This window comes from Accumulibacter sp., assembly GCF_031732815.1.
GTDB lineage: Bacteria > Pseudomonadota > Gammaproteobacteria > Burkholderiales > Rhodocyclaceae > Accumulibacter.
Window position 1 is genome coordinate 6,258 of sequence record NZ_JAVMKF010000028.1, and the last position, 19,775, is coordinate 26,032.

Genomic DNA, 19,775 nt, shown 5'->3' on the forward strand with positions numbered 1-19,775 from the left:
GTGTGGAACGAGTTCCGCCGCCTGGCGCTCAGCCTTGCCGCTGGCGGAAGGGCTGAGCGGCTGAATGGCTGAATGGCTGAATGGCTGAGCGGCTGAACGGCTGAACGGCTGAACGGCTGAACGGCTGAACGGCTGAGCGGCTGCGGTCGGCGCGCGCCGCGCCAAGTAGCCGCGGTCGCCGTCTGCTGGATCAGGATTGGTCGGCCTTGCCCGCTTCGCTCGCCACGCCGTCCGGCGCCAGGTGTTCCCAGGCGCAGTCGGGGGCTTGTCGACGCACTTCAGCGAGCCCGGGGCGCGGTTTTTCGTGCACGATGCACTCGCCCGCGCTGTCCGCATCGATCACGACCAGGCCGAGTTCGCCATCGACCGAACGCTCGCCGTCCCAGAAACTGCACGTGGCGCAGACCTTGACTTCGGCGGGCAGAATCAGCTTCTTCTTTTTCATGGTTGCAGTGGCTCAAGCAGCGTGATGATAGCGCTAAGAACCGCTGCGTCGCCAGTGGTTCCCGGCAGTCTGCGATTTCCGCGGTGCGCCGCGCGATTGACCGGCAAACCCGGTTGGCGCCTATAATCCGAGCCTTGAGCAGCGAGGGCAAAGCAATGGATATCGGGCAGTACATGCGAGACGTCGGCCACCGGGCGCGCGCTGCGGCGCGCGTCGTCGCGCGCGCCGACAGCCAGACGAAGAATCAGGCCTTGCGGGCGATCGCCGCAGCGATCCGGCGCGAGGCAGCGACGCTGCTGGCGGCCAATCGCGAGGATGTGGCCAACGCCCGGGCAGCCGGTCTGGCGACGGCCATGGTCGATCGCCTGACGCTGTCGGCGAAGGGCGTCGAAGCGATGGCCGAGGGCGTCGATCAGGTCGCGGCGCTGGCCGACCCGGTCGGCGAGATCAGCGATCTCAAATTTCGCCCGAGCGGTATTCAGGTCGGTCGCATGCGCGTGCCGCTCGGCGTCATCGGCATCATCTACGAGGCGCGGCCGAATGTCACCGCCGACGCTGCGGCGCTGTGCCTGAAGTCGGGCAACGCCTCGATCCTGCGTGGCGGCTCGGAAGCGATCTGCAGCAACCGGGCGATCGCCGCGCTCGTGCAGGAAGGAATTGCCGCTGCCGGTCTGCCGGCGGACGTCGTGCAGATGGTCGACACGACCGATCGCGCTGCCGTCGGTCATCTGATCACGCTGCGCGAATACATCGACGTGATCGTTCCGCGCGGCGGCAAGGGCTTGATCGGGCGGCTGCTCGCCGAGTCACGCGTGCCGATGATCCAGCATCTGGACGGCAACTGCCACGTCTATGTCGATGCCGAGGCCGATCCGGCGAAGGCGCTGGCGATCATCGAAAACGCCAAGACGCAACGCTATGGGACGTGCAACACGGCGGAAACGCTGCTCGTCGCACGCTCCGCGGCGGCACATCTGCTGCCGCCGATCGCCGCGATGCTGGCCGAGAAGGGGGTCGAAATCCGCGGCTGCCCGGAAACGCTGGCCAGCGTGCCGGGTGCGCTGCCGGCCAGCGAGGAGGACTACTACACCGAATTCCTGGCGCCGATCATCGCGGTCAAGGTCGTTGCCGGCCTCGACGAAGCGATAACCCATATCAACCATTACGGCTCGCACCATACCGATGCGATCGTCAGCGAGAACTACAGCGCCGCGTTGCGCTTCATGCGCGAGGTCGACTCGTCATCGGTGATGATCAATGCCTCGACGCGTTTTGCCGACGGCTTCGAGTACGGTCTGGGGGCCGAGATCGGCATTTCGACCGACAAGATCCATGCGCGCGGCCCGGTCGGGCTGGAAGGACTGACCAGCCAGAAATGGATCGTTCTCGGCCACGGTGAAGTACGTGCGTGAGGCCGGCGCACGGCGCACGCTGGCGCGCCGCTGCTTTATGCCAGCAAAGATGCAGAGCACGACGCGCGCCAAGCGCATGCTGCCGGCGCTGTCTGCCCATTCCCTGAAACCTGTTTGCCACGAGAAGGAGACTACCGCATGAAAACTTATCTTGTCGCAGCGCTCGCCGCGCTGTCGCTCAACCTTGCCGTCGCGGTCGAAGTCGACGGCAGCAAATTCGACGACCGGACGCGTGTCGGGAGCAGCGAACTCGTGGTCAATGGCGCCGGGATACGCAAGAAGGCGGTGTTCAAGGTCTATGCGATGGCGCTCTACCTGCCTGGAAAACATGCTGACGCAGAGGGTGCGGTCGGTGCGCGCGGTGCCAAGCGCGTGTCGATCAGCCTGCTGCGCGACCTGTCGGCGCAGCAGTTCGTCGAAGCGCTGCAGGAAGGCATGACGAGCAACCACAGCGAGGCCGAAATGGCCGGCCTGAAGGATCGTCTGAAGCAGTTCTCCGATGCCCTGCTGGCGCTTGGCGAAGCGAAGACCGGCACCAGTGTCGTCATCGACTGGCTGCCCGAGAGCGGCACCCGCCTGACGGTGAACGGGCAGGTCAAGGGCAAGGACATCGCCGGCGAGGACTTCTACAAGGCGCTGCTGCGCATCTGGCTCGGGCGCAAGCCGGTGCAGGACGATCTCAAGCAGGCCCTGCTCGGCAAGGCCGCGTGAGCGGCTGATGGCGCGCTCGTGGCGGGCTGAGCCGGACGCCGATCCGGCGTATCAGGCGATCGTTGCCGCGCCGGGGTTCTGTCTTGGTGTGCGCTGCAGCGCCAGCGCCATCGAGCGCATCGCCTTCCTGCCGGCGCAGGCCGAATGCGCGCCGGCCAATCCCCTGGCGGCGACAGCGTGCGCGCAACTGCGGGCGTATCTGGCTGACCCCGAGTACCGTTTCGATCTGCCGCTGCAGACTGCCGGAACGCCTTTTCAGCGCCTGGTCTGGCAAGAGATTGCCGCCATCCCGGTGCACCAGACGAAGAGCTACGGGCAGATTGCGCGCGCCGTGCACAGCGCTGCGCGCGCCGTCGGTCAGGCGTGCGGAGCCAATCCGTATCCGGTCGTCGTTCCCTGCCATCGTGTGCTCGCCGCGCAGGGGGGGCTGGGCGGTTTTGCCCGGCAGAGCGGCGGTTTTCTGCTCGAGGTCAAGCGCTGGCTGCTGGCGCATGAAGCTGGCTGATTCGCCGCTGCCGGTCGATCCCGGCGATCTGGCCGAGATCGAGGCGTTTTGCGACACGCTGTGGTTGGAGGACGGGCTGGCGCGAAACTCGCTGGCCAGCTATCGCAGCGATCTGCTGCAGCTTGCCGGCTGGCTTGCCGAGCAGCGCCTGGGCAGCTTGACCGAGGTCGACCAGCCGACCTTGCTGCGCTACGTCGCGACGCTGGCGCAGACGCTGCGCGCTTCGTCGCAGGCGCGTTACTTGTCGACCCTGCGCCGCTTCTATCGGCACCAGGTCGCGCGCGGCCGGCGCAGCGACGACCCGACGCTGAACATTGCCCAGCCGGTACGGCCGGCGCGCCTGCCGAAAGTGATTTCGGAGGGGCAGGTCGATGCGCTGCTCGCGGCACCGCACAGCGAAACGCCGCTTGGCCAGCGCGATCGGGCGATGCTCGAAACGCTGTATGCGACCGGCCTGCGCGTTTCCGAACTGGTCGCCCTGAAACTCCACGAACTCAAGCTGGACATGGGCATCGTGCGCGTCTTCGGCAAGGGCAGCAAGGAAAGGCTGGTGCCGCTCGGCGAAGAGGCCTGCCACTGGCTGCGCGGCTATCTCGCCGAAGCACGCAAGTCGATCCTCGCCGGTCGGCAGAGCGACGATGTGTTCGTTACCGCGCGCGCGACGGCGATGACCCGCCAGGCTTTCTGGCAGTTGATCAAGCGCTACGCGCTGCACGCCGGAATCGACCCGGCCCGACTCTCGCCGCACGTCCTCCGGCATGCCTTCGCCACGCACCTGCTCAATCACGGCGCCGATCTGCGCGTCGTGCAACTGCTGCTCGGGCACGCCGACATTTCGACGACGCAAATCTACACGCATGTCGCGCGCGAGCGCCTGAAGGCGCTGCACGCTGTGCACCATCCGCGCGGTTGAGCGGCGGGTGTGGCGGGCCTGTCAAGTGCGCCGGAATGTGCGCCGGAAGGTACGCCGGCGTTCGGCGCGCGGGCTGGGCGTTTCCGCCTTCTCGCCTTGGTCTTCTTTCTCATCGTTCTAGCGGTTGAGGTAGCGAAGAACGCCGGTTTGCCTGGCGGGGTCGATCTCGAGCAGGCTGAGGCCGCCGAAATCGATCGGCAGCACACTCCATTCGTCGATCGCCAGGCCGAGGTAGTGCCCGAGCAGCGCGCGGATGACTCCAGCATGGCTGACGACGATCGATTCTGCCGCGCGCATTTCGGCGACCGCGGCGACCGCGCGCGCCTGCAGGCAGGCGGCGGACTCGCCGCCTGGCGGGGTGAAACGCAGCGGGTCGGCCGCCCAGAGATCGAGTAAGCGGCGCTCGACGGCGTCCCAGGCTTGCCCCTCCCATTCGCCGAAGTTGATTTCCATCAGCCGCTGATCGAACTGCGGCTGCGCGTGCAGCGCTTCGGCCAGGCGGCGGCAGCGCAGCAGTGGACTGGCGCACAGCCTGGCATCAGCCGGCAGCAGCGGCCGCAGGCGGCGGGCGACCGGCGCGGGGTCTTCGGCGGCGAGGTCGAGCTGGCCGTAGCAGAGGCCGGCGCCGTGCAGCGGGCGCGGATGACGAATCAGGAAAAGTTGCACAGCACGCCGGCGTAGAACGCCACTTCCGCAAGCTGCTGCGTCGCTCCCAGGCAATCGCCGGTATAGCCGCCGATACGCCGCCGAAACAAGCGCGCCAGCCAGAACGTCGCCAGCGCTGCCGCCAGGCAGCCCGCCAGCGCGCTGCGCGGTGGCAGCAGGAGCAAGGGCAGCAGCGCCGTCAGTCCGGCGCAGGCGAGTTCACCGCCGGTGATGCGCGTCGCCAGCGGCTTGGCCTTGCCCTCGTCACGCACGTAATTGAGCGCGCGCAGCAGGCTCGTCGCGGCAAAGCGCGACAGCGTGTGGCCGGCGACGAGGACTGCCGGGACAAGCGACACAGCGATCTCGACCAAGGCGCTGAAACGCGCCAGCAGGAGCATCACCAGGGCAATGGCGCCGAAACTGCCGATGCGCGAATCCTTCATGATGCTCAGAACCTGCGCCTTCTCCCAGCCACCGCCGAAGCCGTCGACCATATCGGCCCAGCCGTCCTCATGAAACGCGCCGGTGACGTAGAGCGAACTCGCCATCGCCGCCAGAATCGCCAGCGAGCGCGGCCAGATCTGCGCCGTCAGCCAGAAGACTGCTGCGGCAATCGCGCCGACCAGCAAGCCGACGGCGGGAAAATAGCGTGTCGAACGATCGAGCGCTTCGCTGCTATGGCCAACCCACCGGGGTACCGGCAGCCGTGTGAAGAAGCGAACGGCGCCGAAGAAATACGATAGCTCGCGTTGCAGGAATATCACGGGTGATCTCTCGCCTGGTTCGGATGGACTGCGAGTGTAGCGCGCGCGGCACGCGCGCAGGAAAGGCGATTTCCTCGAGGATGGGCTTGAGCCGGCGAGTGGTGGCGGTGGCCAGCAGGAGCCAGCGGCCGATCTGTCGCTTGATCTTGTCGATGGTTAAGGTTAGGTTGATCTTCTAGCGAGAAGAAGGATCAAGGAAGGCAGCGGTGGCGGCATAGGCGGCCAGTGCCTTGTGCTTGTCGAAGACCGTCTTGGCGCAGAAATCCTGGCGCGCAGCGTGCCAAGACCATCCGGAGGTATATTCCAGGTTGCGCTGGTGCTTGATTCGCTTGAATGCCTCTTCGATCCGCCAGCGACCGTGGTAAAGGTCGGCAAACGCGGCTGCTGGAAAGGCGACGGGGTCGAGAAGCGAGCTCATCACGACATGCACACGTTCGTTCGGTGTCACCATGCGAACCGTGGTCGGCGTCGCTGGGCATTCATAGCCCTCGGCATCGCGCGCATTGGGCGCGCGCAGGACGGTGAGAGATATGCTGATATAACAACTTGTCAGGGTTGTAGCTCGTGGAGCCAGGCAAGCAACGGAATCTGACATGCATAAGTGTGCCAAGCTGCAGAATATCTCGCAAGTAATCAGTTTGTTTACTCAAGCCTGGTTCATGATATTCGAGTGCGGATGCCCTGGCGCACAAGCTCCGCCGAGCTCTATCCGGTTTTGCTAGAATCCCGGAAGGTCAGAACCAACCGCAGCATCGATGACCCGACCGGAATTGGCAGGGCTCGACTCATCGCAGAACCTTTGCTGTTCAAACAATCAAATTCACGTCTAAGCGCGAGCGAGCCGGTTGCTACCAACGTTCGGCTCAGGATTTTCGGCCGCACGCCGCGGCGACATTTGAGCGCAGAGGCCCTATCTTGATTATTCAGTCGTTTCAACTGCATGCAACGATACGCTAGAATGGATATGTCCAGTCATGAACATGAATTTTAAGGCCGCCTGTTATTTGCACGCGTTTGAAAACAATCAGCCTATTGACGGTGGGTTTTTACATGACGGTTTGTTAAGAACATACAAACTCGATTACTCGGTCTCAAGTTTGGCACGGATTGATGACTTTCTGGACGCGATTCGGGCTACGAATACGCTGACCGCGGATAACTATCTTGACTCCCAGGCCAGCCAGAATCTTCTGTACTATTTGTGCTTTTACGTCGGGGAAGTAATTTCTCGAAAGCTGCAAAGTCCGCCTTGGTGGCGCGGATTCGACGATTTTGTTGAAGGTGAGGACGTCATGGTTCTGATCAACGGACGAATCTTTGAGTACAGCCTGTCGCTCGACTTTCCTGAGCATCCAAATCTTCGAACAAAGACACTGTTCAAGCCCCTCGTTTCCATTACCTCAAGACTTATAGAAGATGATCTCAATAAATCAGTGTCGTGGAGCGCCGGTTTTTTCATCGGTGATGTGTCAGGTGACCCGGAGTGCAACACTCCTTTACCTGCACTTCCTGTCAAGCCATGGCCTGTCAATATTGCAGAGGTGTTATCAAGTCATCCCGAACTGCGCGAAAGGTTGTTCTTCAAAACGCCTTTCGGCTTTGTTGATGATCCAATCCAAGATTTGTTTGCGTGCAAGAACGCCATCTTGGAAAATGGCCGTGTGGTATGGGGGGCTGTGATCGAGGTTAATACGCTGATCTATGAAAATAATGGACTGTCTGGTGTGGTTGGCCGCGTGTTATATGCTCCCGACGGAAGGGTTGAGCCTGGCACTCTGTTTGATCTAAGCCGCGTCGTCGCCAGTTACAAAACTATCGCGAATGTTGAACGCGACGCGCTTGAAGAAGATGCGCAAGCTCTGTGCGCATTGATGAGCGACGAGATGTCACGTCATTTTGGCTTCGATATTCCAAGGCGCATCATTGCTTACCCTCTAAAAATGTCAGTCACCTATTTTTATCGCCCACACCTCATTGGCAACAGGCTGATGAGTAATGAAATCCCATTGCTCATCCATGATGACTATCCCGGCATGGTGCTGCCCTTGCCGCATTATTTTTGGACAGCAGGATTCGTAGAGTACTGGGAAAAGAACTTGTCGCATCATATCATGCAGGCGGCGATGCGTGGTGATGATCTCGAAGCCTATGTTGCGGACCCGCTGCTGGCACACTTGATGCCATGCAGTATCATCGAAGAAGGCCTGCTATGGTCAAGACAGGGCGAGTATGCTAAAGCAAAGGCAGCTTGGGAAAAAGCGGGAGCCAAAGGCCAGGCAGGAGCTAATTATGGCCTTGGAACTCTCTACGAAAATGGCCACGGGGTTGAAAAGGACATGAATCTAGCCATGGAATATTATGAGAAGGCTGGCAAAGAATATCCTCTTGCCGAGGAAGCGCTTGCCAGACTTAAAGGCGAAGAGGTCAAAAACCAAAGCAACCCTTCGACGCAACCGATAACGCTGCTTCAGGCCACGAAGTTGGCGGAAAGGCCCCTTTCTGAATACGGAAGATGGTTGCAGATTGTCTTGGATAGCCGGCAACTCGAGAGCGACGCTGAATTGCGGAGGAAACTGCTGGCTGCAGGCTGTCCGCCCGAAATACAGGGAATGTTGATCACGAAGACGCGGGAGATGGTAGGGAGCAGACGAAAGGGAAGGTCTTATCTGCCCTTTGCTTTATTGGTGACCATGTTTTATGTTGCGCACGTTTTCATGTCGAAAAGCACAAGCCTGTTGTTTGATGTCCTTGCTGGCGGTTTGCTTGCATTGCTTCTTGCTTTGCTTCTCAGAAGACGATAATTGGTCGCAGCGATTACTAATAAAGGAATATTTTTCCTTGAGAGCCGAGTGCGAGCGCACTCCGGATGCTGAACGAATCTGGAATAGATCTCGTCGATCTGTTGCAAGTGTTGGCAGGCAAAGGGAAGAAGGAGTCTGAGGTTGGCTTTATCAACCGGTTTTTCGGACCCGTTGGTTGCCTTTTTTCCTTGACCTGCTCGTCGGCGTCCCGCACTCCGATGGCATCGTCTTGTGGGCATCGCAGAGGCAGGAGACAGCACGCAATCGCATGGAGTTGAAAGAAGCTTCTGGTAAACCTTGAGGCACTCATTCCTACTCGCGTCTTTTCGGCGAGGGGTCTGATGGTGACGAAGGGAGCAGGTCTGAAGGGGGGCTCTTGTGGGAAGTGGGCGATTCGCGCAAACCGAGCAACGGAACGCGCCATTACTTCGAGGAGATGGCGGTGATCGCGATGGAAGCTGTACTGTCCGATTGTGACAGCATCGACGATATCGCGTAATGGGGACATGCAAAGGCGGCTTTGTTGCGCGAGGTTCTCGTGCGCGAGACCCGCATCCGGTCCAAGGAGACGCTTTTGCGGGGCTCACGGGCGCTCGAGTCGAAGCAATTTAAGGCTGTCTTTCGCCGTTGGGTGGCCGGGGTGGTCGGCGCCCCAAGGGTAGTGTTGCGGTCGACGGCAAGTAAGAGGGGCGCCACTCGTTTTTCGAATACGGGGGCAGCCGGGGCTGCGTCAGGAAAGATTTGCCGTGCGCCGGCAGCAACCGGGGGGTTTCGGTTTCCCCCCAGCTTCGGTACACTTCGCCGTCTGACCGAAGCAAGTGACTACTCGGCAAAGTTCAAACCCCTTCATCCGGCCCGCGTGAGCGGGCAATTGCAAGCACATGCCGAGCCGAACCAAGCGAATCCTGATCATTGTCCTTGCCCTGGCCGGTCTGGTCGGGCTGGCGTACATCGCGCAGCATGGCCTGCGGCCACCTGGCGGCGCGCCGCAAACGGCGGCGGCAGGCGGCGCTCCCGGGCGTCCCGGGGCGGCCGGGCCGGCGGGCTCGGGACCTGCGGGTGGACCGCCTTTGTCTGTCGAAACGGCGCGCGTCGTCAGCACATCGCTGGCGCTGGAGGCGACGGCAGTCGGCTCCTTGCGTTCGAACGAATCGGTGGTCCTGCGGCCGGAGACCGCTGGGCGGATTGCGCAGATCAACTTCCGCGATGGCTCGGCGGTGCGCAAGGGAGACCTCCTGCTCGCCCTCGACGGCGCGACGCAGGCGGCCGAGCTGGCGCAGGCGCAGGCCAATCTTGCGCTGGCGCGGACCAACCATCAGCGCACGCAGGATCTCTTTGCCCGCAAATTTGTCAGTCGGCAGGCGCTGGACAACGCCGAGGCAACGCTCAAGGTGCAGGAGGCCGCGCTTCTGCTGGCGCAGGCCAGATTCGAGCGGACGCGGATCCGCGCGCCTTTCGCCGGAGTCGTCGGCATTCGCAGCGTGAGCATCGGCGACTACGTCAAGGAGGGCCAGGATCTGGTCAATCTGGAGGATATCGGTACCTTGAAGATCGATTTCCGCCTGCCCGAATCCTACCTTTCCCAGATCAGGACCGGGCAGCGGATCGAGGTGACAAGCGATGCGGCGGCCGGACGCCAGTTCTCGGCGGTGCTCGACGCGATCAATCCGCTCGTCGAGGCGGGCGGGCGTGCGATCTCGCTGCGGGCGAGTCTGCCGAACGGCGAGGGACTGTTGCGGCCCGGCATGTTCGTTCGCCTTCGCCTGATTCTGGCAAGCCGCCCGAACGTCCTGCTCGTTCCCGAGCAGGCGGTGATTCCCGACAGCAAGGCGCCCTACGTCTACCGCGTCGTCGACGGCAAGGCGCTGCGTGCGGCCATCGTAACCGGCCAGCGGCGTGAGGCGCAGGTGGAGATTGTCGAAGGTTTGCGCCAGGGCGACGAGGTGGTCACCGCTGGTCAGTTGAAACTGCGCGAGGGTGCGCCTGTACGCGCCGTGGGCGAAGCGGCGCAGGCGGCGGCAGCGGGCGCCAAGCCCCCGGCGGGCGACCGGCCGGCCGCAGCTTCGTCCAGGGATTCGACCGAGGCGGCGAGAACGGGTAGTCGATGAAAATCTCCGACCTGTGCATACGTCGCCCGGTCTTTGCGACGGTGCTCTCGCTGGCGATCATGCTGGTCGGCCTGGTTTCCTACACCCGCTTGCCGGTGCGCGAGTATCCGAAGATCGACGAGCCGGTGGTCACCGTCGATACGACGTATCGCGGTGCGTCGGCCGAGATCGTCGAGTCGCAGATCAGCAAGCCGCTCGAGGATTCGCTCGCCGGTATCGAGGGCGTCGACGTCATCACCTCGATTTCGCGTCAGGAAAACAGCCAGATTTCGGTGCGTTTCAAACTCGAGCGCAATCCGGACTCGGCGGCGGCCGACGTACGCGACCGGGTTTCGCGCGTACGCAACAAGTTGCCGACGGCGATCGAAGAACCGGTCATCGCGAAGGTCGAGGCAGACGCCAATCCGATCATCTGGATCGCTTTCTCGTCCGACCAGCATTCGGCGCTCGAGGTGACCGATGTCGCCAGCCGCATCGTCAAGCCGCGTCTGCAGACGCTGCCGGGGGCTGCCGATGTGCGCGTTTTCGGTGAGCGCAAGTTCGCCATGCGCGTCTGGCTCGATCGCACGCGTCTGGCAGCGTACAGGTTGACGCCGCAGGATGTCGAGGACGCGCTGCGGCGCCAGAACGTCGAGGTGCCGGCTGGCCGCATAGAAAGCCAGAGTCGCGAGTTTTCCGTCGTTGCCCGCACCGACCTGAGCGATCCGGAAGGCTTTGCCGCGATCATCGTCAAGCAGGCGGACGACGCGCGCGGCAGCTATCCGGTGCGCATTGCCGATCTTGGCCGGGTCGAACTCGGCGCAGCGTCCGAGCGCAGCAGCGTGCGTTTCAACGGGCGTCCGGCGGTCGCGCTGGGCGTCATCAAACAGGCGACCGCCAATCCGCTCGAGCTTTCGCGCGCCTTGCGCGGCGAGTTGCCGAAAGTGGTGGCCGAACTCCCCAGCGGGATGACCGCCAACATCGCCTACGACTCGTCGGTTTTCATCGACCGCTCGATCGACGCGGTATTCAAGACGATCGGCGAGGCGATGCTGCTCGTCCTGTTGATCATCTTCGTTTTCTTGCGCAATTTCCGCGCGACGCTGATTCCGCTGGTGACGATCCCGGTGTCGCTGATCGGAGCCTTTGCGCTCATGCTTGTCTTCGGCTTCAGCATCAACACATTGACCTTGCTGGCGCTGGTCCTCGCCATCGGCCTCGTCGTCGATGACGCGATCGTCGTGCTGGAGAACATCTATCGCCATATCGAGGAAGGCCTCCCGCGGCGGCAGGCAGCGTTTCAGGGCGCGCGCGAGATCGGCTTCGCGGTCGTCGCGATGACCATCACGCTGGCTGCAGTCTATGCCCCGGTCGCTTTCATGACCGGGCGGACCGGCAAGCTGTTCGTCGAATTCGCGCTGACGCTGGCCGGCGCCGTGCTCGTCTCCGGGCTGGTCGCGCTGACCTTGTCGCCGATGATGTGCTCCTTGTTGCTGCGTCACGAGACGCGGCATGGCAGGGCTTACGTCTGGGTTGAAGGCATTCTCGACGGCCTGACACGCGGCTATCGCCGGCTGTTGACCGCGGCTCTGGCGCGTCGCTGGCTGGTCATGCTGGCTTTCTTTCTGGTTGCCGCAGCAAACTGGTTTCTCCTCGCCGCATTGAAATCGGAACTGGCACCGACCGAGGATCGCGGGGTGATCATCGGCGTCTTTCTCGGGCCCGAGGGGGCGACGCTCGACTATACCGACCGCTACGCGCGACAGCTCGAAGGGATCTACGCGGCCACGCGCGACGTCGAGCGTTACTTCGTGGTTGCTGGTAATCCGACGGTCAGCCAGGGGATTTCCTTCGTCGGCCTGGTCGACTGGAATGCACGGCAGCGCAGTTCGCCGGCGGTGGTCAAGGAACTCTTTCCGCAGTTCATGGGCATTCCCGGCGTGCTCGCTTTTCCGGTGTTGCCGCCGTCGCTCGGTCAGAGCCCGCGCGAGAGGCCGGTCAACTTCGTCATCGTCACTTCGGCTTCGTATGCCGAACTGAACCGGGTAACCGGCCAGATCCTCGACGAAGTGGCGAAGAACCCGGGTTTCGTCAATGTCGACACCGACCTCAAGCTGAACAAGCCCGAACTCTCGGTCAGCGTCGATCGTGACAAGGCAATGGACACCGGCGTGCAGATCGAAACCGTCGGACGGACGCTGGAAACCATGCTGGGCGGACGGCAGGTCACCCGCTTCAAGCGCGCCGGCGAGCAGTATGACGTCATCGTTCAGGTCGCCGACAGCGAACGGACGGCACCCTCCGACATCAGCGACATCTTTGTTCGCGCGCGCGATGGCAGCATGATTCCGCTGAGCAATCTGCTGGCGGTCGAGGAGACGGTCAGCCCGCGCGAGCTGAACCACTTTGCCCAGCGGCGGGCGGTGACGATCAGCGCCAACCTGGCGCCGGGTTATGCGATGGGTGAGGCGCTGAAGTTCCTGGAAGAAACTGCCGGCCGCGCTCTGCCGCCGGGTTACGCGGTCGACTACGCCGGCCAATCACGCGAATTCAAACTTTCGTCGGCGTCCCTGGCGCTAACTTTCGTTCTCGCGCTGGCCTTCATCTATCTCGTCCTGGCCGCCCAGTTCGAGAGCTTCCGCGATCCCTTCATCATCATGCTGACCGTTCCGTTGTCGATGACCGGGGCGCTGATTGCGCTGCTGCTCAGCGGCGGGACACTCAATGTCTATAGCCAGATCGGTCTGGTAACGCTGGTTGGCCTGATCACCAAACACGGCATTCTGATCGTCGAGTTTGCCAATCAGTTGAAGGCGCAGGGACGCGAACTGCGCCACGCCGTGCTCGAAGCGTCCGAACTGCGTCTGCGGCCGATTCTGATGACCACCGGCGCGATGGTACTCGGTGCGATTCCGCTTGCCCTGGCGAGCGGCGCCGGAGCCGAGAGCCGGCAGCAGATCGGCTGGGTCGTCGTCGGCGGCCTGCTGCTGGGTACCTTCTTCACCTTGTTCGTCGTGCCGACGGTCTATACGCTGCTCGCGCGGCCGGCAGCCGCGGGGCACGAAGAGCACCCGGCAGCTAGCGGCCAGTGATTGGCGCATGGCAAGCTCGGGCCGGCAGCCTCAGGCAGGCGCAGCGGCGGGTGGGCGGCGTACCCGCGCAGTTTGCTCTGGCCGAGGCTGAAAACCTTGCTGCGGGCCGGTCTTGACGATGTGCGGCGGCATGCACCGGCGGCCATGGCAGCCGGTGACGACTCGCCCGGCAGCGTCGGAGCAAGCGCGCCTTTTCATGCGCTGCCCGTCAGGAAGCGGCAGCCCTGGTGGCGGACGAGCGTGTTCCTTGTCCTGGTTGGCGCGCTCCACCTCGTGGCCTTGCTGATCGCCTTCGGTGCCGTCTGGCGACCGGCCGTGCCGCAGGTCCTCGTTCCCCTGACGGTGCGCGTCGCCGAGCCAGCGCGTGCGCCCAGTCTGGACGAGCCGGCAAGGGTCGCGCCGCCGAAAAGGGTGGTGCCGCCGAAGCGTGTCGTGCCGCCGCCAGCAACGCACGCGCCGGCGCCCAAGGTGGCCTTGGCGCGCGCGCCAGCGGTCGCCGCCGCAAACAGTGACGCGTCGCCCGCGTTGGCTGCCTTGCCGGCGCCGCCGGCCACTGCCGCCGGCGAAGCGGCAAGCGCACCCGCCGCGCCCGCAGTGCGCGTCGCCGCGCGTTTCGACGCCGATTATCTGCGCAATCCGAAGCCGGTCTATCCGCCGGCGGCGCGCCGGCTCGGCGAGGAGGGCAGGGTGGTGCTGCGCGTTCGAGTGAGTGCGGAGGGGATGCCGGTGCTGGTCGAGGTCAAGCAGTCGAGCGGTTTTCCGCGGCTCGACGAGGCTGCGCGCACTGCCGTCGAGCACTGGCGCTTCGTCCCCGCCCGACAGGGAAGCGAAGCGATCGAGTCTTCCGTGCTCGTCCCGCTGCAGTTTGCCCTCGATGGCTGATGCGCTCGATTGGCGAACGAAGGTGCGCCAGGCCAAGCGGTGGAGCGCCTCGGGCAGCCAAGGCAGAACGCGCCGGCCACAAGGCGGCGCGCCAGGTTTGAGTCGAACGATGGGGTCATCAAGAGCATGAACATGGAAATCGGGTTGCTTCACTTCTGGGCGCAGAGCGATTGGGTGACGCGTGCGGTCGCCATCGTCCTTGTTCTGCTTTCCGTCGCGAGCTGGTACGTGATCGCCGTCAAGGCGCATGCCGCCTGGCAGGCGCGGCGCTGCCACGCGCGCGCGCTGGCCGCTTTCTGGGGCGCGCCCAGTCTGGCCGCGGCGATCGAAGTGCTGCGCAGCGAAGACCGGACCGGAATTCTCACCAGCTTGGCGATCGCTGGTGCGAATGCGGCGCAACTGCATCGTGAGCACGCCGATCGCGGTATCGGCGCTGGCGTCAGCGTCAGCGAATTCATCACGCGCTCGCTACGCAGCCAGATCGTCGAAGCGCAGGCGACCATCGAGTCGGGTCTCACCTTCCTCGCTTCGGTCGGTTCGACCGCGCCGTTCATCGGTCTCTTCGGCACCGTCTGGGGGATCTACCACGCGCTGGTCGGTCTCTCCGGGGCGACGCAGGTGGTTCTCGACAAGGTTGCCGGTCCGGTCGGCGAAGCCTTGATCATGACCGCCGGCGGACTGTTCGTGGCGATTCCGGCGGTGCTCGCGTTCAATGCCTTCACGCGCGGCAATCGTCTGACCCTGGCTCGGCTGGACGGCTACGCGCACGATCTGCATGCCTATCTGACGACCGGCCTGCGCGGCCGGCCGGGCGACAAGCTGGTCGATCTGCGTGCGCTACGCGCCGAGCGCAGCGCCTGAGGAAAGGAGCACGCCAATGTCTTTCGGTTCTTTCGAGCAGGGCGCGAGCCATCAGCCGATGTCGGAAATCAACACGACGCCGCTGGTCGACGTCATGTTGGTCCTGCTTGTCATCTTCATCATCACCGCGCCGCTCTTCCACCACGCGGTTCCGATCGACCTGCCGAAGGTGGACGCCAAGCCGCTGGACGACAGGCCGCGCATCATCGCGGTCGCCATTGACGCGCTTGGTCGCGTGTTGATCGATGGAAGCGCGGTGACGAGCAGCGAACTCGCGCAGCGTCTGGGTCAGGCAGCCGCTGCCGCGGAGCAGCCGGAACTGCATTTGCGCGCCGATCGGGCGACGCGCTACGAGCGCGTCACCGAAATCCTCGCCGAGGCGCAGCGCCAGGGTCTGACGCGTATCGTTTTCGTGACGCAGCCACCGCCCTGATCGCGGAGGGTGGCGGAAGCGCTGCCCGGCGGCGGCCAGCGCGGCAGATCAGCCGGCGCATGCGCGGCGGCGGGAGACCGCCGCCGGCCGGCTGCTCGATGCCCGGCTTCCGCGCAAACGCAGCAAGCGTCAAGCGTCCGGGCAGCTTGCAAGCTCGCCCTATTTCTGATATCTATCTGCTTTTTTTCCGAAACAAGAGAGCAGGATCTTCGAACATGGCTGACGAGTTGGTCTACAAGCATTTCACTCCGTACGTCGCGAAAGCTGGCGAGGAGTTCATGAACAGCGATCAGCTGGCTCATTTCCGCGGCATCCTTGATGCGCTCAAAGGGCAGTTGATGGAGGACATCGAGCGGACGGTGAGTACCATGAAGGACGAGGCGACCGTTTTCGCTGATCCGAACGACCGCGCGAGCCAGGAAACCGATATTGCGATCGAACTGCGCAACCGGGATCGCGAGCGCAAGCTGATCAAGAAGATCGAGGAAACGATCGAGCGCATCGACAAGGGCGACTACGGCTACTGCGCCGCGTGCGGCGTCGAGATCGGCATCAAGCGGCTGGAGGCCCGGCCGACGGCGACCTTGTGCATCGACTGCAAGACGCTGGAAGAGGTGCGCGAAAGGCAGATCGCCAAGTAGGCGGATGGCGGCGCGCTTGCCTGGCCTGGCCTGGCCTCGGCAAGGCCGCTGCTGGGCTCGGTGAGGTGCCGTCGGCGCGCATGTTGGCCGACGGCAAACCGTACATAAGAAAAAAGGACGCCGCGGCGTCCTTTTTCATCGGCCAACCAGTTGTCGGCCTGGCGTCAGTCGCTGGTCAGCGGTCAGGCCGGCGTTGCTGTCGGGCTGAGCGCACCTTCCTCGGCGGTCAAGACCTTCATCGACAACCGAACGCGCCCTTTCTCATCCGCTTCAAGGACCTTGACGCGGACCTTCTGGCCTTCTTTCAGATAGTCGGCGACGGCGTTGACGCGCTCGTTGGCAATCTGCGAAATGTGCAGCAGGCCGTCGCGGCCGGGCAGAATGCTGACGATGGCGCCGAAGTCGAGCAGCTTGAGGACGGTTCCGTCGTAGATTTTACCGACTTCGACATCCGCGGTGATCGACTCGATGCGGGCCTTCGCGGCGTCGGCCGCGTCACCGCTGACCGAGGCGATGGTGATCGTTCCGTCGTCCTTGATGTCGATCGTCGTTCCGGTTTCCTCGGTGATCGCGCGAATCACCGCGCCTCCCTTGCCGATCACGTCGCGGATCTTTTCCGGGTTGATCTTCATCGTGTACAGGCGCGGCGCGTAGCTCGATACTTCCTCGCGGTGGCCGGCGACCGACGAGCGCATCTGGCGCAGGATGTGAAGCCGCGCCTCTTTCGCCTGAGCCAGCGCGATGTGCATGATTTCCTTGGTGATTCCCTGAATCTTGATGTCCATCTGGAGGGCCGTCACGCCGCTCTCGGTGCCCGCCACCTTGAAGTCCATGTCGCCCAGATGATCCTCGTCGCCGAGGATGTCGGTGAGCACGGCGAAGCGGTTGCCTTCCTTGATCAGACCCATGGCGATTCCGGCGACATGCGCCTTGAGCGGCACGCCGGCGTCCATCAGCGCCAGCGAAGCACCGCAAACGCTGGCCATCGAGCTCGATCCGTTCGATTCGGTGATTTCGGAAACGACGCGCATCGAGTACGAGAAGTCTTCCGGCGAAGGCAGAACGGCAATCAGCGCACGCTTGGCCAGCCGGCCGTGCCCGATCTCGCGCCGCTTCGGCGTGCCGATACGACCGCATTCGCCGGTCGCGTAGGGCGGGAAGTTGTAGTGCAGCATGAAGCGCTCGCGGTATTCGCCGGAGAGCGCATCGATGATCTGTTCGTCACGCCCGGTTCCCAGCGTGGCGACGACGATCGCCTGCGTCTCGCCGCGCGTGAACAGCGACGAGCCATGCGCGCGCGGGAGGACGCCGGTGCGGATGGCGATCGGCCGGACGGTGCGCGTGTCGCGCCCGTCGATACGCGGCTCACCCGCCAGGATGCGGCCGCGCACGATCATCGCTTCGGCGTCGGCGATCATGTTGCGCAGCGTGCTGGCGTCGGGTGCGCCCTCGCCGCCGGTGAGTGCGTCCACCGCGTTCGCGCTGATTTCTTTCAGGCGCTGGCTGCGCAACTGCTTGCTGGTGATCCCGTAGGCTTCCTGCAGATCGGCGGTGACGAGCTGATTCAACTTCTCATGAACGGCCTCGTCGCGCGGCGCCGGCGTCCATTCCCACTCCGGCTTGCCGGCTTCGTCGGCGAGTTCGTTGATCACTGCGATCGCCGCCTGCATCTGCTGGTGGCCGAAGACGACGGCGCCGAGCATGACTTCTTCCGGCAACTGCTGCGCTTCCGATTCGACCATCAGCACCGCGGCCTGTGTACCGGCGACGACCAGATCGAGCTGGCTGTTGGCGAGCTGGCCGGCAGTCGGGTTGAGCACGTACTGGCCGTCGATATAGCCGACGCGGGCGGCGCCGATCGGGCCGTCGAAGGGAATTCCCGAGATCGTCAGCGCGGCCGAGGCGCCGATCATCGCCGGAATATCGGGGTCAATCTCCGGATTGAGCGACATGACCATGGCGACGATCTGCACTTCGTGGTAAAAACCTTCCGGAAACAGCGGGCGCAAGGGACGGTCGATGAGGCGCGAGGTCAAAGTTTCCTTTTCGGAAGGACGACCTTCACGCTTGAAGAAGCCACCCGGAATCCGGCCGGCGGCATAGGTCTTCTCGACGTAATCGACGGTCAGCGGGAAGAAATCCTGGCCCGGTTTGCCGGTCCGGTTGCCGACCACGGTGACCAGCACGACCGTGTCTTCCATCGACACGAGCACGGCGCCACTCGCCTGACGGGCAATCTCGCCGGTTTCGAGCGTGACGCGATGAGCTCCGTAGTTGAAGGTCTTCTTGACGATATTAAACATGATTCCCTTTCTCGATAGTCTGGCGCGTTCCTGCCCACGACTCCGGCAGGGAATTCAATCGACGCACCGATTTGCCAACAGAGCCGCAACAGCAGAAACAGCGGCGCAGCCCGTTTCGGGGCTGGCCGCTGGCGGCTTCTCGAACGCCTGCATCCCGACCGCTTTGTCGATCGGCCGGCAGGCTTATTTGCGCAGGCCTAGACGCTGGATCAGGGTGCGGTAGGAGTCGACGTTGGTGCGCTTCAGATAGTCGAGCAACTTGCGGCGCCGACTGACCATGCGCAGCAAACCCCGCCGCGAATGATTGTCTTTCTTGTGCTCCCGGAAGTGCCCGGTAAGGTCATTGATGCGGGCGGTAAGCAGGGCCACCTGCACTTCCGACGATCCGGTGTCGCCGGCGGCACGCTGGTAATCGGCCATGATCTGCGCTTTCTGCGCAACGTTGATCGCCATGTCAAACTCTCTTTCTTTGCAGACGGCGCCGCCCCGGTTTGATAGAGCCAAACGCCAGATGGACAGGTATTGTTATTCGCTTGGCGAAGCGAACCCGCGATTCTAACCGGATGCGCCCAGTGCGGCAAGCCGCGGCGGAGTCGATCGGAGGCCGGCGAAGCACTTTGGCTCGGGCTGCAAGCGACCGCTTTCCGGCTGGCGCCGACCGCTCAGGCGGCCATGTAGCGGCCTGGACGGTGGTTGATCGCCAGCGTCAGGTTGAGCACCGCGGCGCCGAGCAACGAGACCAGGATGCGCTCGACCGGCACCAGAGCCAAAGCTGCGGCGATGATCGCCGCGTCGATCGCCAGTTGCAGGTAGCCGGCGCGCCAGCCGAAGCGCTCCTGCAGCCAGTGCACGACGATGTTCAGCCCGCCGAGGCTGGCGCCGTGGCGAAAGAGGATGATCATGCTCACGCCGGCCAACAGACCGCCAGTGATTGCCGCGAAGAGCGGATCGAGGCGTTCGATGGCGAGCACGCGCGGCAGCGCGTCGGTGGCGACGGCGAGCAGCCCGATCGCGCACAGCGTCTTCAGCGTAAAGGCGCGGCCCAGCGTGAACCAGGCAAAGGCGATGAAAGGGAGGTTGATCGCGAAAAGCAGAGCGCCGAGCGGCGCGGTGCTTGCATAGTGGGCGAGGAAGGCAAGCCCGACCGTTCCACCGGTGATCAGGCCGGCGTGTTTGAGCAGGCCAAGGCCGAGCGATCCGAGCAGGGCGGCAGCGGCGAGGGCCTGCAGGTCTTCGAAGAGGCTGTGACGCAGCGGAGCGGGCATCGGGCAGGCGGAGAG

General features: G+C 63.7%; 18 protein-coding genes. 11 read left to right on the top strand and 7 right to left on the bottom strand.

The window, feature by feature from the left end; translation table 11 throughout:
- Nucleotides 1-190 precede the first annotated feature (190 nt).
- On the bottom strand, nt 191-445 hold the full coding sequence (locus RKP46_RS02320; RefSeq protein ID WP_311105132.1) for a hypothetical protein: 255 nt from the start codon (nt 443-445) through the stop codon (nt 191-193).
- A 155-nt stretch (nt 446-600) separates the two neighbouring features.
- Between RKP46_RS02320 and RKP46_RS02325 the strand changes: the two genes are divergently transcribed.
- The 4 genes from RKP46_RS02325 (at nt 601) to xerD (ending at nt 3,986) form a co-directional block, all read left to right on the top strand.
- A complete protein-coding gene (locus RKP46_RS02325; protein WP_311105133.1) occupies nt 601-1,857 on the top strand; it encodes a glutamate-5-semialdehyde dehydrogenase in 1,257 nt (418 codons plus the stop codon).
- Between the two features lie 138 nt (nt 1,858-1,995).
- Nucleotides 1,996-2,568: a chalcone isomerase family protein gene (locus RKP46_RS02330; protein ID WP_300332645.1), complete on the top strand. Its 573-nt coding sequence runs from the start codon at nt 1,996-1,998 to the stop codon at nt 2,566-2,568.
- Between the two features lie 7 nt (nt 2,569-2,575).
- The gene (locus tag RKP46_RS02335) at nt 2,576-3,073 is read left to right on the top strand and encodes a methylated-DNA--[protein]-cysteine S-methyltransferase (protein WP_311098833.1); all 498 of its coding nucleotides are present in this window, start codon (nt 2,576-2,578) and stop codon (nt 3,071-3,073) included.
- Complete coding sequence (gene xerD / locus RKP46_RS02340; RefSeq protein WP_311105134.1) at nt 3,060-3,986, top strand: site-specific tyrosine recombinase XerD; 927 nt, start codon at nt 3,060-3,062, stop codon at nt 3,984-3,986. Before RKP46_RS02335 ends, xerD begins: the two co-directional genes overlap by 14 nt.
- A 117-nt stretch (nt 3,987-4,103) precedes the next feature.
- Here xerD and RKP46_RS02345 read toward each other — a convergent pair whose 3' ends face one another.
- From RKP46_RS02345 to RKP46_RS02355, 3 genes are all read right to left on the bottom strand, one after another.
- Nucleotides 4,104-4,652, bottom strand: a complete 549-nt coding sequence (locus RKP46_RS02345) for a histidine phosphatase family protein (RefSeq protein WP_311105135.1) — start codon at nt 4,650-4,652, stop codon at nt 4,104-4,106.
- Nucleotides 4,637-5,386 (bottom strand): adenosylcobinamide-GDP ribazoletransferase, encoded by a 750-nt coding sequence (locus RKP46_RS02350; RefSeq protein ID WP_409194094.1) that lies wholly within the window; start codon nt 5,384-5,386, stop codon nt 4,637-4,639. Before RKP46_RS02350 ends, RKP46_RS02345 begins: the two co-directional genes overlap by 16 nt.
- Before the next feature lie 184 nt (nt 5,387-5,570).
- The gene (locus RKP46_RS02355; protein ID WP_311105137.1) at nt 5,571-5,846 is read right to left on the bottom strand and encodes a transposase; all 276 of its coding nucleotides are present in this window, start codon (nt 5,844-5,846) and stop codon (nt 5,571-5,573) included.
- A gap of 523 nt (nt 5,847-6,369) precedes the next feature.
- Between RKP46_RS02355 and RKP46_RS02360 the strand changes: the two genes are divergently transcribed.
- The 7 genes from RKP46_RS02360 (at nt 6,370) to dksA (ending at nt 16,192) form a co-directional block, all read left to right on the top strand.
- Nucleotides 6,370-8,196 (top strand): hypothetical protein, encoded by a 1,827-nt coding sequence (locus RKP46_RS02360; RefSeq protein WP_311105138.1) that lies wholly within the window; start codon nt 6,370-6,372, stop codon nt 8,194-8,196.
- 881 nt (nt 8,197-9,077) lie between these two features.
- Nucleotides 9,078-10,304 (top strand): efflux RND transporter periplasmic adaptor subunit, encoded by a 1,227-nt coding sequence (locus RKP46_RS02365; RefSeq protein WP_311105139.1) that lies wholly within the window; start codon nt 9,078-9,080, stop codon nt 10,302-10,304.
- The gene (locus RKP46_RS02370; protein WP_311105140.1) at nt 10,301-13,375 is read left to right on the top strand and encodes an efflux RND transporter permease subunit; all 3,075 of its coding nucleotides are present in this window, start codon (nt 10,301-10,303) and stop codon (nt 13,373-13,375) included. Before RKP46_RS02365 ends, RKP46_RS02370 begins: the two co-directional genes overlap by 4 nt.
- A 144-nt stretch (nt 13,376-13,519) precedes the next feature.
- A complete protein-coding gene (locus tag RKP46_RS02375; protein ID WP_311105141.1) occupies nt 13,520-14,257 on the top strand; it encodes an energy transducer TonB in 738 nt (245 codons plus the stop codon).
- 126 nt (nt 14,258-14,383) lie between these two features.
- Nucleotides 14,384-15,118, top strand: a complete 735-nt coding sequence (locus RKP46_RS02380; RefSeq protein WP_311105142.1) for a MotA/TolQ/ExbB proton channel family protein — start codon at nt 14,384-14,386, stop codon at nt 15,116-15,118.
- 16 nt (nt 15,119-15,134) lie between these two features.
- Nucleotides 15,135-15,551 (top strand): biopolymer transporter ExbD, encoded by a 417-nt coding sequence (locus tag RKP46_RS02385; RefSeq protein ID WP_311105143.1) that lies wholly within the window; start codon nt 15,135-15,137, stop codon nt 15,549-15,551.
- Nucleotides 15,552-15,766: 215 nt separating this feature from the next.
- Nucleotides 15,767-16,192 carry an RNA polymerase-binding protein DksA gene (gene dksA / locus RKP46_RS02390; protein WP_300332626.1) on the top strand — a complete coding sequence of 142 codons (426 nt, stop codon included), beginning with the start codon at nt 15,767-15,769 and terminating at the stop codon, nt 16,190-16,192.
- Nucleotides 16,193-16,374: 182 nt separating this feature from the next.
- Here the strand turns inward: dksA and pnp are convergent, their stop codons facing one another.
- The 3 genes from pnp to RKP46_RS02405 all read right to left on the bottom strand — a co-directional run bounded on the left by pnp (nt 16,375) and on the right by RKP46_RS02405 (nt 19,760).
- Entirely contained in the window at nt 16,375-18,495 is a 2,121-nt protein-coding gene (gene pnp / locus RKP46_RS02395) for a polyribonucleotide nucleotidyltransferase (RefSeq protein WP_311105144.1), read from the bottom strand.
- 183 nt (nt 18,496-18,678) lie between these two features.
- Nucleotides 18,679-18,948 carry a 30S ribosomal protein S15 gene (rpsO, locus tag RKP46_RS02400; protein WP_300334393.1) on the bottom strand — a complete coding sequence of 90 codons (270 nt, stop codon included), beginning with the start codon at nt 18,946-18,948 and terminating at the stop codon, nt 18,679-18,681.
- 209 nt (nt 18,949-19,157) lie between these two features.
- On the bottom strand, nt 19,158-19,760 hold the full coding sequence (locus tag RKP46_RS02405; RefSeq protein WP_311105145.1) for a YitT family protein: 603 nt from the start codon (nt 19,758-19,760) through the stop codon (nt 19,158-19,160).
- Nucleotides 19,761-19,775 lie beyond the last annotated feature (15 nt).

Excerpts from the sequence above, each read along its gene's own strand:
- RKP46_RS02335 (WP_311098833.1), top strand. The coding sequence starts at position 2,576 with ATGGCGCGCTCGTGGCGGGCTGAGCCGGACGCCGATCCGGCGTATCAG.
- RKP46_RS02370 (WP_311105140.1), top strand. The coding sequence starts at position 10,301 with ATGAAAATCTCCGACCTGTGCATACGTCGCCCGGTCTTTGCGACGGTG.
- RKP46_RS02380 (WP_311105142.1), top strand. The coding sequence starts at position 14,384 with ATGAACATGGAAATCGGGTTGCTTCACTTCTGGGCGCAGAGCGATTGG.
- RKP46_RS02360 (WP_311105138.1), top strand. The coding sequence starts at position 6,370 with ATGAACATGAATTTTAAGGCCGCCTGTTATTTGCACGCGTTTGAAAAC.
- RKP46_RS02355 (WP_311105137.1), bottom strand. The coding sequence starts at position 5,846 with ATGGTGACACCGAACGAACGTGTGCATGTCGTGATGAGCTCGCTTCTC.
- dksA (WP_300332626.1), top strand. The coding sequence starts at position 15,767 with ATGGCTGACGAGTTGGTCTACAAGCATTTCACTCCGTACGTCGCGAAA.
- xerD (WP_311105134.1), top strand. The coding sequence starts at position 3,060 with ATGAAGCTGGCTGATTCGCCGCTGCCGGTCGATCCCGGCGATCTGGCC.
- RKP46_RS02375 (WP_311105141.1), top strand. The coding sequence starts at position 13,520 with ATGGCAGCCGGTGACGACTCGCCCGGCAGCGTCGGAGCAAGCGCGCCT.
- RKP46_RS02320 (WP_311105132.1), bottom strand. The coding sequence starts at position 445 with ATGAAAAAGAAGAAGCTGATTCTGCCCGCCGAAGTCAAGGTCTGCGCC.
- RKP46_RS02405 (WP_311105145.1), bottom strand. The coding sequence starts at position 19,760 with ATGCCCGCTCCGCTGCGTCACAGCCTCTTCGAAGACCTGCAGGCCCTC.
- RKP46_RS02385 (WP_311105143.1), top strand. The coding sequence starts at position 15,135 with ATGTCTTTCGGTTCTTTCGAGCAGGGCGCGAGCCATCAGCCGATGTCG.
- RKP46_RS02325 (WP_311105133.1), top strand. The coding sequence starts at position 601 with ATGGATATCGGGCAGTACATGCGAGACGTCGGCCACCGGGCGCGCGCT.
- RKP46_RS02365 (WP_311105139.1), top strand. The coding sequence starts at position 9,078 with ATGCCGAGCCGAACCAAGCGAATCCTGATCATTGTCCTTGCCCTGGCC.
- rpsO (WP_300334393.1), bottom strand. The coding sequence starts at position 18,948 with ATGGCGATCAACGTTGCGCAGAAAGCGCAGATCATGGCCGATTACCAG.
- pnp (WP_311105144.1), bottom strand. The coding sequence starts at position 18,495 with ATGTTTAATATCGTCAAGAAGACCTTCAACTACGGAGCTCATCGCGTC.
- RKP46_RS02330 (WP_300332645.1), top strand. The coding sequence starts at position 1,996 with ATGAAAACTTATCTTGTCGCAGCGCTCGCCGCGCTGTCGCTCAACCTT.